The following is a 12,524-nucleotide window of genomic DNA, read 5'->3' as shown; positions in this document are numbered from 1 at the left end:
ATCAGATATTACCTGCAGTATTTTCAGCCATAAACTTCTTCTCCTTCATCCTTCTAGTTACAAAGATTGAAATAAGGCCTGCGACGAGAACGAGGGGTATTGTTGTGGCAATAGGTCTCTCTGTGAAAGATTCAATAACTGCACTGTAAGCTGCCGTAATGGTACCAACTACGGAATCGAGAACGCCTAAGAGACCGCCTCTTGACTTAGCGACTGTTGGATCAACTGTGTAGGTGGCATTTGTGACCATGGTGTATAGGGTATTTCCTTCCGGGAATTCCTCTGTATATGTGCATCTCCATGACTTCTCAGGCATTGCGGGGAGAGGTACGTCTGCTTCATAAATAGCCTTTATGTCCTTTACGTACTTTCTGCCCTTTGCAACAGCATTTCTCATGGTGTTTCCGTTAACCATGTATGCTTCACCGTCCCACTTTATGGATTCGATCTCATAAGCCTTTGTGCTAAGGTCGAGCATCTTTAAGAATTCGTCCTTATACTTGATAAGTTCTGCATCTGCCGGTATTTCTATTCCGTTAAGGTTAAATACGTTTGCATCGCCGTAGCCTGATACTGTTATGGGGAATTCAAAGTCGTTGTCCCAGTATTCTTTAAGTACATCTTCTTTTGCAAGATTGAGTGTCGCTTCAAATTCCTTACCGGATGCTTTATCAGACATTTCTATAACCGTTTTTTCAGGAACGTTGACTTTATCTTCTACAGATGTGTATGTGACCTCTGTAGACTTGTGCTCTTTTCTGTCTTTAACAGCGCCCTCAATCAGAGTCTTAGATGTGAGGTTATACTTAATGCCGTCTTCAGAAATTGAAGGGAAAGGCTGGTTAGATTCGTCTGTCTCTTCGCCAAGAAAAGTATCAGTAACTATTGTCTTTACAAGCGGCTTTACTGTTTCCTGTGATATAAGGGTAGGAGTTTCAGTATTGCTTACTATGAATGGTACGTCATTGATAAGAACCGGCTCATCCAGTATTTCCTTTGGATCTTTTTCTTTATCGAATGTGGTGTACACGGTTTTCTGTTCAAATGAATGTGTGATTCTGTTTACAGAAACCTTTGAGGTATCGAAACTTGCAGCCTTTTCCAGTTCGCTATAACGTTCGGCGGTGTTTTTAACTTGATTGTTTGTATTAGCCTGGGCTGTCAGAGTTCCTGATAAGCTACTTACAGCTATTGCTCCAACTGATAAGAATGTCACTAATTTACGCATTTCCTTCACCTTTCTTCTTTTTTCCACTGAACAAAAGTCCAAGGAATCCAATAATTGAGATACCTCCAAGCATTGCAAACGGGAACACGTCTCCTGTCTTGTAGTTTCCGGCTATGTCCCTGTCAGCTCCCTTAACGTCTTCACCATCTCTGAATGCGTAGTAGATACCGTCTTTTCCTAAAAGTGATGCATCATTTGAGGTGAGCTTGTTTCCCTTTGAATCCTTTGCGCCCGGTCTGTAGTTTGCCTTTATGTCACCGATTATCTGTGAAATCGAGCCTGAGAATGGGAGATTCTGGATGATTTGAGGTATCTCTTCGGGACGGGCTACTCCTAGTACTGATGGACCGGTTGTGTCTATTCCGTATGAACCGGTTCCGGGACCACCGCTGCCTCCGGATCCACCACTTGTAGTATTCTTAGAATAAATATCCCATGAAACAGAGTAATCCTTCATCATCGTAGAGTTAGGCAAATTCTTATCAACTAAAAGAGTTACCAAGTACTCCTGGAATCTACCTTTACCAATGATGCCGAGGTTTATGTCTTTTTCTAAGTCATCACCGTAAAGAGGGCCCGAATAAACAACTTTTTCATCAGTACCTTCGGTGCTTAAACGTTTTATTTCAACGTTTATCCATTTATTTAAGGAAGTATCTTTATCATTGTTGTCAGATGAAAGTCTGATAGAAATAGGTCTGTTATACTCATTCTTGATGGTGATTTTCTCTGAGACAGTATCTCCAGGCATGAGAGATCGGAAATTCTTGAAAAGATCGTTTGACTCATTCATCTCACCATCTTCTATGTCCTCAAAAGTGATATGGAAACCCGAATCACCTGAATCAGATCTTACGGAATCACCAAATGATGCGTGGGACTGTATTTCTACATCACCCCATGGGGATGTGGATGTGAAGTCAGGAGTAAAGTTTGCAGACTGCACGGCATCGGCATCAACGCTCACTGATACGGGTACTCCCGTTGATTCGGGGAATTCTGGCATTACAAGGCTGGTACAGAAATCGGTAAGTGACCCGGTCTTAACGGGCTCTGTGTAATACCAGTAATCGCCCTGCTTTACCCATTTATCGCTTACGCCTCTTAGCATAGTGTCGTCAATACCATCAAATTCGCCGGTGTAGTTAAGCTTTAATCTTATATAAGCCGGTGATAAGTCATTCTTTACGCTTACGATATACGATACTTCTTCCGTAGGGTGAAGACTTACTTCATACGGGTCTACTCTGTTTCCGCTTTCGTCCAGCATCTTCTGTTCTAAGGCTATCTGGATTCCGCCGGTCTTAAGGATTGCATCTACTGTGCCGGCATATGCAGGGGCACTTCCAGGTATTCCCATCATGGAAAGGCAGAGAGCTGTAGCAGCAAGTTTTACTCCAATATTTTTCCTCATCTTTAAAACTCCTTCTATGAAAAATAATTCTTGTCTGTTCTACTCAGTAATTATGGGAAGAATTTGGGGCATATTAGTATTTCTGAGAAATTTTTCTTAGTATTTTTTTAGAAAAGCCTGACTCCCTAAAGAAAGTCAGGCTTTTAAGTGAGTTATAGCTGAGTTTTTGCACATAGAAAAGAGCAGTAGACCATGCGATCTACTGCTTAATGTAAAGTAAATTGAGTTTCTGTGCTACAATTGATTCTCATCATAAGGATTAATAGCAGCATTGTCTTTTCTAAACATCCGCAAAAGTATGATTTTTGCGAACGTTTAGTTTAATCAATTATGATATTTTAATAAAGGCTATTATCCCACTTAGAACCATATCGACATCCTCTTCAAGCCAGCTTACTTCGTTTGATAACTATGTTTTTATTTCTCTCAACACTGTTGAGAGTTTTCAGATTCTTCCGCTGCAATACTGTACAGCTCAGCTAATTTCTCCTTAAGAACATCTTTTGAAATCAGCTTTGTTTTGTACTCTGAAATCATTGTCTGTGATAAGCTACGGCTCAATGAATATTCCACAACATCTGTATCTGCATTTTTGCAAAGAATCATGCCTACGCTTGGATTTTCATGGGGCTTTTTCACATCACGGTCTAATGCTTCCAGGTAAAAATCCATCTTTCCCATATACTCAGGCTTAAAATCGTCTATTTTTAAATCTATCGCTACCAAACATTGCAGCTCCCTGTGGTAAAAAAGCAAGTCAACATAGTAATCATTATTACCAACTTGGACATGATACTCTTCTCCCACAAATAAAAAATCCCTTCCAAATTCCAGCAAGAATTTTTTCATATTGCGGAGAATAGCTTTTTTCAAATCGAACTCTTTATATGGCTCTGGTAGATCAAGGAATTCAAGCATATACATATCTCTTAACATACCAGATATCTTTTGTGGTTCAAGTGCAGAAGGTGCCTTTCCATTAGACAGTAAAAGGCGTTCATAGTATCCGCTATCAATTTGTCTTGCTAATTCGCGTGCTTGATATTTTTCCTTGGATGCTAGCTCTAAGTAGAACTTCTTTTCTTGGTAATCCTTGGTTTTTGACACAATATGCATATTATTGGACCAAGTATTTTCTCTCAACAGTGTTGAGAGTTCTGGATGATCCCTGTATGTTTCATAGAATTGCTTCATTCTCCATATATTCTGAGAAGAATATCCACGGATACCAGGCTCCTTGCTCAAAATATAATCTGACAATGCTTTGACAGTGGATTTTCCCCAGCCATCGGACTCAGCCTTATTGGAAACATATTCACCGATATTCCAATACAAATCTATAATAGTAGAATTGACTTGTAATTCAGCTTTTTTCTTTGCTGAATAAATCATATTAAGAATATCATCAAACATTTCTGTCTTTATTATTATACTCAAGCTATCGCCTCCAAAAAATAAATCCGTGCAATTACACCATTGCAATTATAGCAAAATTCAGCTTGTTCTGTACACAGCGATTAAACTCTCTATAGGTACTCCATAGAGAATCTGTAGGTAATTGACAAGTGATACAGGTCCTCTACAATCTTTCGACTTCTCAAATTTAACGAACCGATGTAACTCACATCCCTGAGTCCGGTTTACCATCATTCCATATTTAATCTAATTCTTACATCAAATATGGAATGAGCAGCTTTATATCTTTGGGAATATCGGTCAAATATAAGCATTAATAGTTATAATTCAGCGTCAGCTTCTTGTCCTTCATGCCGTTTGTTGTACGGATTGAAATCTCGTTTGTTCTCTTAGCTGTACCGAAGTATCCAAGCTCATCGTTAGGGATGATCTCTGCGTCATCACCACTATTGCCACCATTACCATCATCACCGCCTGATGGATTATCGTAAGGCTCCCGATCAGTGTTACGGATCTTCTTCCACTGTGCGCGGAGTGTAACTGACTCTGTAAGGTCTGTTATTGTTGCCCCGTTCTTGTAGAATGTACCGAACATGTCCTGCTTTGTGGTGTACCATCCAACGAAGCTGTAACCATCCTTTACAAATCCATTCTGAGGGAGTGTTACGCTTTCTCCGGATTTTACGGTGATAGCATCCATTGAACCGCCTGTATGTCCGTTACCATCGAAGTTGATTGTATAAACACCATTACCCCAAGTTGCTGTAAAGGTCTTATTTCCGTATGAACCTAAAGGTACGGAAAGATCTGTTGTTGCACCTGAGATTCCTGTGCCGGTCCAGCCAGAGAAGGAGAAGCCCTTCTTTGTCGGATTCTCGATATAGAAGGTCGGAGTCTCGACATTATAGTAAAGCTTCTTATAGTCAATCCTGCCGCCGTTCAGATTGTAGGTGATTGTATAAGTGATTGGGTGTACTTCTGGAGTCTTCGTAACAGCCTGTGCCGGCATTGTAAATGTAAAGCTCTGGTTTGTATTACCGTCAGACCACTTGTCGAACTTATATCCGTTTAAAGGAGTCGCCTTAAGTGTGATTGTCTGACCATAGTAATAGCTTCCTGTCGCGGTTGATCCGGATGTACTAACGCCTGTGTCCGTACCGAGAGTAAATGGGTACTTGTTTCTCGTATAGTAGTATTTAAACACTCTTGAACCGTCTGCAGAGATCGTTTGTGTCTGTGTCTTAGGTGCTGTGAAACCTGTATATGTCTTTACTGGTGGAGTGACACTGGAATCTGATTCACCTGTTTTACTTTCAGTATTTGCCAGCGTATATCCGCTGCCGGTTACGTTTTGCTGATAGTGCTCTACCTTATATTGTGTATCGGATCTTGGTGACCACTGAGCATAATAGTTTGCGTCACCTGAAACCTTTGTACTCGAGGCAATTTTCGTACCGTTTATTGATGAGGTATACCAGCCTTTAAAGTCATAACCTTTTCTTTCTGCAGTAGGAAGTGTGCCAAGGGTAGAATCATAAGCCTTGGTCTGAGATTCTGAGCTTACAGTTCCGCCGTTACCGTTAAATTTGATCGTATAGTTTATTGGACTCCATTGAGCATAGTAGGTTACATCTGAAGATGGCTGTGTATATTTTCCACCATCTGCTGTTATAAATGTACCGCCAGATGGTGCAGTATACCAACCGTTACTGTTGTAGCCTGTGCGGGTTGATTTAGGTGCCGTTTTGGTTTCATTTGGTGATCCTGTGACGGTGCCGCCATCAGAACCATTATTTCCATTAAATGTGACAGTTACCGTGTTCATCATTTCGGCGGCTGTTGCCATATGTGAGCTCTCCCACAGTATTTTGTCATAATACTCACCTTTGGATTTTGTGGCGCCTTCAGCATATCCAACAACATAGAACACAGGGGTTAAACCGACGCCGTTCTTACCGCCATTATTGATTTTTACGTCAACTGTAATATCATAGCTGTAACCGGTAGCGTAATCTTCACCACTATATCTATGTGAAGATGTTTTGGTGAGGTTGTAGCTTATCACTTCATACTGACCACTCATTGAGTTTAAGTAATCCCTTTTTGTTTCTGTCGAGGAAGAACTTGTGCCTGAGTGCTCCCAGGTTGTTTTGGTTGAAAAGGATTTAATTCCACTTCCACTTGAAAATGTAACCTCACCGCCCTTAAGGAATGTGTATCCTGAACCGCTACTGCTTGAGTATTTTCCTCCGGAATGCCTCATTTCAGTATTAGATTTATCACGAGGGTTATTGTAGCTTGTGTTGTTACCGTATACTACCTCATCATAATAATTTGAATAATATGGTGTGATCAAACCGAATGACATGGATAAACCAGACCATCTTGACTCATAAGTAAATGTACTACTCCAATCAGTGTAGTCCGGGGTTTGTCCCGTCATTCTTACGCGGACCCAGCCAGACCCTTTATCCGATGCTGAGAATGTGAAATCACCGCCGTCGTTTCTGACGCACACGGTACTGCTGTCAAAATTAAGCGCATATGCCTTAATTGGCGATAGTATTTCGGTCAATAAATATATCACAATGAATAATGCTATCAGCACTTTGGGTAATATATTCTTGCCTGTCATCATTCTTTTAAATATCATTCCAGGATATTTAAAATAAGATGGCCTATATGCTTTGCCCATTGCTTCTCCTCCTATATTTCTTTAATTCATTCTCTCTTTTTCTTACTTTCTAATTATGGGAGGGGTTCTTTTGTTATTAGTTTTTTTTCGAGATTTTTTGTAAAAAAATTCTGGCTCCGCCAAAAGGAGCCAGAATTTGAAAAAGTTATTCTTTTGTTTAGCTTTTCTCATACCTTGCCGAACGTAACCTGTAAATAGGAAGTAACAAGAGATAGAATGAAGCAAATATTGCTGTTGAAGGTGCACCTACTGTGGCCAAAGGAACAGCTCCGGCTATTGACCATGGAATTAATGGTGCGATAACGACTGCTGTATCTTCCAGATCAACAGCGAGTTTATCCTTTTCTTTATATAGTCCGCTGCAAAGCTGATTACAGAGAAGGATTGTAAGGGTCTGGTTGCATGCAATTATAGCTGAACCAATTGAGGAACAGAATAATGCAGTGAAGCGGTTGGTTTTACCGGCTAGGGAGGAAACTGAATGTTTTACGTTATCAAGGAGCCCTGTCCTATTAAAGATATCTGAATAAGATGATGATATGCAGACTATTAATCCGCTCTTCAGCATTGAAAGCACGCCTCCACCGCTCAGCATGGAAGAAAGAGCCTCATCCTTTGGAGTGAAACCTGTTAGTGCAGTATGTAATATCTCAATGAAAGATATATTTTGTACAAAAAGGCAGATAGGTATTGCAGAAAGAATGCTTAGTCCCATGGCGATCTTAACATTAACATGTAAAATGATAAGAAGCATAATGGTGACTGCGGGAATGACGGTAATCCATTCGAGCCGGAAGGATGTTGAAAACATATCTTTTAGATCCATAATGGGACCTTCAGCGGAAACGGATGAACCTATCGCAAAATATATAACGCAAGCTGCAATGAAAGGTATTAAGGAAGTACGGATCATTCCGCGGATATTCTTATAGATATCTGTTCCTGTGATCCCTGCAACAAGTAATGCACTTGTTGATACAGGTGAACATCTGTCACCGAAAAAAGCACCTGATAAGACAGCACCTCCGGTCAGCATCGGACTTACTCCCATTATGGAACCCATGGAGGCACAGATCACACCCATTGTTGCTGATGTTCCGAAGGATGTTCCGGTCAGAACCGAGAGTCCGCTGTTAAGAAGAAAAGTCATAAGAAGAAAAACGGATGGTCTAATAAGGGTTGAGGCCTTAGAAACAATAAAAGGAATTGTTCCTGAAGCCCTCCAGAGAGCAGTCATCACACCTATAAAGATAAAAGTGATCAATATATTACTAACGGTTTTGATCCCATTGATAGCCATGGATATTAGTGACTTCCAGGAAAATCCTTTATGTCTTCCGTAAAGCATGAACAGAATAAGCCCTGCCAAAAGGGCATAGATTATTGAAATATTCAGCGATATGCAAAGCAAAAGACTTATGCAGAATAGTCCTAGCACTAAATATTCCATAAGGTTAAATCTCCATCAGTTCGAGTTATTTCCATAGTTTAATAGTAGTTAGATTATCACAAAGGATATCTGATAGAAAGAAGTTTTCTCCCTTTTCTCCATAATGCCAATATTATTTCTGAGACCTTTATGGTAATCTAAGCACATTCTTTGTTAGATCTGAGGATATATAATAATGGAAATGATTATTTTTTACTGTGTTGCCCTTATGTTTGGAGCTGTGGGAGCTTTATTCTTTTACTATCCGTTTCAACAGGGCTTCGACACAAAAGAAAAGATTTTATATATTGCAATCGGTACTTTTTTTGCAGCATTATCTTTCTCAATGTTTACAAAGAATGCCGTAATTGGAGGAACTCTTCTATCATTATTAATGGGAGGAGTAACGCTATCGTTTGGGTTACATGAATCCTACTCTGTAATTACACACCATATAAAAACAGAGGGAAAGCTCGTAAATGTTGATAAACACCGTTCTTCAAAGGGCAGCGTTTACTATTCTCTGGACTTTAAGCTTGACGGAGAACGGGAAAAGTATACAGTTGACCATATTTCGTCCACTAAGAAATACAGAATAGGAAGCTCTTACAAGATTTTTATATCAAATCATGATCACGAAGCATATATACACCGTGCATGGTGGTTTTTTATAAGCATAATATGTATTTTTATGGGCGTAGTCTGGTTTCAACTGATACCGAAGCTTTTTTCTATATAATTTACAGCATGGATTGCAAGACAAGGGGAAATGGTTTTTGCTATGCGAAAAAAGGCTCCATAGCTGGGAGCCCGGTAAAGCCTAAAATTTTAAGATACTTAACAGTATTTCTCTTGAAGTAGGATTCAGTAAAACAAGGAGCCCTAAAAATACCAGTACGAGGAATACTACAGAAAAAACAATGTGTGAGATTTCCTTTATGTAGTCACTAACACTCTTTTTCTTAACAACTATGTCATCAGTAGACCGTATCACTCCGGCTTCTTCACTAAGGAGAAGGTTTTCTTTTAACTGCCTCTCTTCTTCTTCGATCCTCGTCATTAGGATAGGCTTATATCTCATCTTTTAGCCCCTTTCAACGCGCAGCATGACGGCACTCATTACCTGTTGGAAATAGTCTTCTTTAGATTCGTTCATCTGTACAAACGGATCAGGGAAGTAGGGAGAAAAGAATGTTTCGTCCTTTTTTCGCCCCATATTCAAAAGAAGTTCTTCATTATCCCCTTCTTCAACAAAAGAAAACACGAAGAATGCTTTCTGCATTTCATTGTCACGTAGAGCATTTTCTGTTTCGACTAATTCATTTGCTTTGATACCACCAACGAGGATAGGTATTCCTCCGTGAAGAAATTCCTTTCTGTCGAATCTTTTGTCATTAACACAGCCATGATCGATAATAAGGAAATCGAGATTTGAGCCGCCTTTCTTTATATCAATGTACTTATGTCTTGGGATTACATCTATACCCTGTACGCTTATAATTCCTGTATCTTTTTCTTCATAATCGGAATAAACGTTATTGGTGTTCTTGATGTAATTCTTGTCATTCATTTCCATGTATGCTACATCATAGTCCATGGATTTAATGAACCTTGTAAGCTGTACTGCCTGAGTGGTAGTTCCTATGCGGTCCATACATCCCGCAACATTGATAAAAGCAATCATCTTGTCCTTCTTTCTGCCTTTGCAAACGCTTAATAAATTTCTGCTGTATAACAATTATGGAAGGAGATCTGCTCATATAAGTATTTTTTGATCAATAATTATTTATTTCTACCCGGCGTAGCCTGTTCCTGTCATGAATATGTCCGTGATTGGCGACTTTTAGTCGTGAATGGGTGTAAAAAAGTCCGGAACTGTCTGCTTTGTGTCCGGACTGTCTGAATTTATTCCATTGGTGTCTATTTTTATTCCATCGCTATAGCGATCTTTCGTTCATGTTTTTGTTGATTTATCGTTATTATTCGTTCATCATTATGTTATTATCTGCCATTATTCATTCATAAAAATGTTACAATACATTGACATTTCGTTCATTTAAATGTAGTATCTATATAATGGTTAATTTATATGTACGTATTAATGAGGTCATAGATGAAGCGAAATATATATTCAAAACTATTAGATTGGAAAAACTCTCATGATAGAAAGCCTTTGATTTTAGATGGTGCAAGACAAGTTGGAAAGACATGGATTCTTAAAGAATTTGGTGCGAACGAATACAAAAATGTTGCATATATAAACTGTGATAAAACAATAGAAATGAAATCACTCTTTTATGATTATGATATACAACGTCTTATCCGTTCTTTTTCATCCATTACCAAAGAGACAATACTTCCTGAAACTACGCTCATACTACTTGATGAGGTACAGGAGTCTCCTCTTGCTTTAACTTCACTCAAATATTTCGCAGAAGATGCACCTGAGTATCACATAATCGTTGCGGGGAGTCTGCTTGGTATTAAGCTACATTCCGGCACTGGATATCCTGTGGGCAAGGTCGAGGAATTAAAACTATACCCTATGACCTTTCTTGAATTTCTGGAAGCTTCCGGAAATAATGGGTTACTGGAACAGATAAAAAGTCATAATTGGGAAGAATTGGCCCCCATGTCACAGAAACTAACTGATCTACTCCGTCAGTATTATTATGTTGGCGGAATGCCTGAAATTGTAAATAACTATTTTACTAAACAAGATCTTAAGGAAGTTCGTAAGCTGCAAAATAGAATCCTTTCAGATTATGAAAGGGATTTTTCAAAACATGTTCCTGAAGATATACTTCCAAAGGTTGTGATGGTTTGGAATTCAATACCTTCACAATTAGCTAAAGAAAATAAAAAGTTTATATATGGTGCATTAAAACAGGGTGCAAGAGCAAAAGAATTTGAGAATGCCATTCAATGGTTAATAAATGCCGGTCTTCTACATAAGATAGTCCGCACGAACAAGATACAACGTCCACTTAAATTTTACGAAGACACTGGAGCTTTCAAGCTTTTTATCTCTGATCTTGGCTTGCTTGGTGCAATGGCTGATGTAACATCCAAGGAGATACTCACTGGAATTAATTATTTTTCTGAATACAAGGGAGCTTTTACAGAACAATTTGTTGCACAGGAACTTACAGCGCTTGATTTAAAGATTTATTACTATTCAAAGGAAAACTCACCGCTTGAAATTGACTTTATAGTACAGAAGGATGAAATATATCCAATAGAAGTAAAAGCAGAAGAAAATCTTAAATCCAAGAGCCTTCGAACAGTGTTTGAAGAAAACCAAAACCTCAAACCATGCCGTTTTTCGATGTCAGGATTTAGAAAACAAGAATGGATGGTAAACGTGCCTCTTTATCTTTCACAAGAGTGGATTAATTCTGTAGATTAACAATTTAACTCACTAATACCCACGGCTTAAGTGAGTATTAGTGAGTTTTTTGTCAAAATCACTTGTTTAAGATCATATTCAGATAATCATCCAAACACTCTTCCAGAATCCTTTCTGCATCCAGATCTCCGAACCCGTGATAGAACTCTTCAGCAACGCCTCCGGCAATAGCTCCGATGGTATCTGTATCACAATTAAGGCTAATGACATTTCTCATGAAGCTTTCATAATCTGTGCTTTCAAAGAAGCATCTCATGGCCGCCGGAACAGACCCTTGGCAGGTTTCATTCCATCTGTATCGAGGCCTTAACTCTTCGAGGCTATAAGCTATGCTGTATTCATAGTCCTCAGGCGGATATTCTCTTAATACATAGTCGTATATTTCCTGCTTGCTCTTTCCATGCTTTGCCATCCATATACATGTAGCGGTTACTACTGCTCCTTTAATTCCTTCCGGATGATTATGAGACACTGCCGCAGTAGCCTTAGCCTCCAGCTGCATTTCATCAAAATCATCATAGTACTCTCCTACAAAGGAAACTCTCATGGCAGATCCATTGCCATAGCTTCCATAGGGTGTATGATCAGCCCCATTTACCCAGTTATAGAAACTTCCACCATAACCGCAATTTGGATATCTCCTGCCAACTTCTACCATAGTCTCAGTAATATCAAGCCCCTCAATGATTGCTTTCTTTATTGCAAGTGTCATTACGGTATCATCGGTAAACCCTGCCGATGGATTTCCGGCAAGTTGCACGGTCTTCCAGTCATAATTTTTTATTCTTTTAAACTCATACGGAGAACCCAGTATATCTCCGAGTATTGCGCCTTTAACTGCCATATCATTAATCTCCTTCCATTTGCCGCTCTCCAGAGAGGCATTTCCTGATTTATGTCATAATGATACATTTATATGATTGAAAAATGGTA

Annotated in this window: 10 protein-coding genes; 2 read left to right on the top strand and 8 right to left on the bottom strand. The window is 39.2% G+C overall.

Annotated features, from left to right (window positions below; genetic code table 11):
- Position 1: 1 nt before the first annotated feature.
- From T357_RS0109985 to T357_RS0109965, 5 genes are all read right to left on the bottom strand, one after another.
- Positions 2-1,228, bottom strand: coding sequence for a hypothetical protein (locus T357_RS0109985; RefSeq protein ID WP_031551825.1), 1,227 nt, complete (start codon positions 1,226-1,228; stop codon positions 2-4).
- Positions 1,221-2,642: a hypothetical protein gene (locus T357_RS0109980; RefSeq protein WP_031551822.1), complete on the bottom strand. Its 1,422-nt coding sequence runs from the start codon at positions 2,640-2,642 to the stop codon at positions 1,221-1,223. The genes T357_RS0109985 and T357_RS0109980 overlap by 8 nt, the downstream gene beginning before the upstream one ends.
- Before the next feature lie 426 nt (positions 2,643-3,068).
- Positions 3,069-4,055 carry a PDDEXK nuclease domain-containing protein gene (locus tag T357_RS0109975; RefSeq protein WP_031551819.1) on the bottom strand — a complete coding sequence of 329 codons (987 nt, stop codon included), beginning with the start codon at positions 4,053-4,055 and terminating at the stop codon, positions 3,069-3,071.
- A gap of 316 nt (positions 4,056-4,371) precedes the next feature.
- Entirely contained in the window at positions 4,372-6,753 is a 2,382-nt protein-coding gene (locus T357_RS0109970; RefSeq protein WP_031551817.1) for an InlB B-repeat-containing protein, read from the bottom strand.
- Positions 6,754-6,910: 157 nt separating this feature from the next.
- A complete protein-coding gene (locus T357_RS0109965; RefSeq protein ID WP_031551815.1) occupies positions 6,911-8,203 on the bottom strand; it encodes a Na+/H+ antiporter NhaC family protein in 1,293 nt (430 codons plus the stop codon).
- Positions 8,204-8,378: 175 nt separating this feature from the next.
- Here T357_RS0109965 and T357_RS0109960 point away from each other — a divergent pair, with 175 nt between their 5' ends.
- A complete protein-coding gene (locus T357_RS0109960; RefSeq protein ID WP_031551812.1) occupies positions 8,379-8,921 on the top strand; it encodes a hypothetical protein in 543 nt (180 codons plus the stop codon).
- An 81-nt stretch (positions 8,922-9,002) separates the two neighbouring features.
- On the opposite strand, the gene T357_RS0109955 is transcribed toward T357_RS0109960, so the two are convergent.
- Positions 9,003-9,263, bottom strand: a complete 261-nt coding sequence (locus tag T357_RS0109955) for a hypothetical protein (protein WP_031551810.1) — start codon at positions 9,261-9,263, stop codon at positions 9,003-9,005.
- 3 nt (positions 9,264-9,266) lie between these two features.
- Positions 9,267-9,866: a hypothetical protein gene (locus T357_RS0109950; protein ID WP_031551807.1), complete on the bottom strand. Its 600-nt coding sequence runs from the start codon at positions 9,864-9,866 to the stop codon at positions 9,267-9,269.
- A gap of 429 nt (positions 9,867-10,295) precedes the next feature.
- Between T357_RS0109950 and T357_RS0109945 the strand changes: the two genes are divergently transcribed.
- The gene (locus T357_RS0109945) at positions 10,296-11,591 is read left to right on the top strand and encodes an ATP-binding protein (protein WP_031551804.1); all 1,296 of its coding nucleotides are present in this window, start codon (positions 10,296-10,298) and stop codon (positions 11,589-11,591) included.
- A 58-nt stretch (positions 11,592-11,649) separates the two neighbouring features.
- Here the strand turns inward: T357_RS0109945 and T357_RS0109940 are convergent, their stop codons facing one another.
- Entirely contained in the window at positions 11,650-12,435 is a 786-nt protein-coding gene (locus T357_RS0109940; RefSeq protein WP_044916658.1) for an ADP-ribosylglycohydrolase family protein, read from the bottom strand.
- Positions 12,436-12,524: the final 89 nt, after the last annotated feature.

Origin of the sequence: Oribacterium sp. FC2011, assembly GCF_000701645.1 — a bacterium.
Classification (GTDB): Bacteria; Bacillota; Clostridia; order Lachnospirales; family Lachnospiraceae; genus Oribacterium.
Note: the sequence above shows the minus strand (reverse complement) of the source record. Positions and strands in the feature narration are given on the sequence as shown.

What these genes read in the sequence shown, in the direction of transcription:
- T357_RS0109940 (WP_044916658.1), bottom strand. Translation starts at nt 12,435, where the DNA reads ATGGCAGTTAAAGGCGCAATACTCGGAGATATACTGGGTTCTCCGTAT.
- T357_RS0109965 (WP_031551815.1), bottom strand. Translation starts at nt 8,203, where the DNA reads ATGGAATATTTAGTGCTAGGACTATTCTGCATAAGTCTTTTGCTTTGC.
- T357_RS0109945 (WP_031551804.1), top strand. Translation starts at nt 10,296, where the DNA reads ATGAAGCGAAATATATATTCAAAACTATTAGATTGGAAAAACTCTCAT.
- T357_RS0109970 (WP_031551817.1), bottom strand. Translation starts at nt 6,753, where the DNA reads ATGGGCAAAGCATATAGGCCATCTTATTTTAAATATCCTGGAATGATA.
- T357_RS0109985 (WP_031551825.1), bottom strand. Translation starts at nt 1,228, where the DNA reads ATGCGTAAATTAGTGACATTCTTATCAGTTGGAGCAATAGCTGTAAGT.
- T357_RS0109960 (WP_031551812.1), top strand. Translation starts at nt 8,379, where the DNA reads ATGGAAATGATTATTTTTTACTGTGTTGCCCTTATGTTTGGAGCTGTG.
- T357_RS0109980 (WP_031551822.1), bottom strand. Translation starts at nt 2,642, where the DNA reads ATGAGGAAAAATATTGGAGTAAAACTTGCTGCTACAGCTCTCTGCCTT.
- T357_RS0109975 (WP_031551819.1), bottom strand. Translation starts at nt 4,055, where the DNA reads ATGTTTGATGATATTCTTAATATGATTTATTCAGCAAAGAAAAAAGCT.
- T357_RS0109955 (WP_031551810.1), bottom strand. Translation starts at nt 9,263, where the DNA reads ATGAGATATAAGCCTATCCTAATGACGAGGATCGAAGAAGAAGAGAGG.
- T357_RS0109950 (WP_031551807.1), bottom strand. Translation starts at nt 9,866, where the DNA reads ATGATTGCTTTTATCAATGTTGCGGGATGTATGGACCGCATAGGAACT.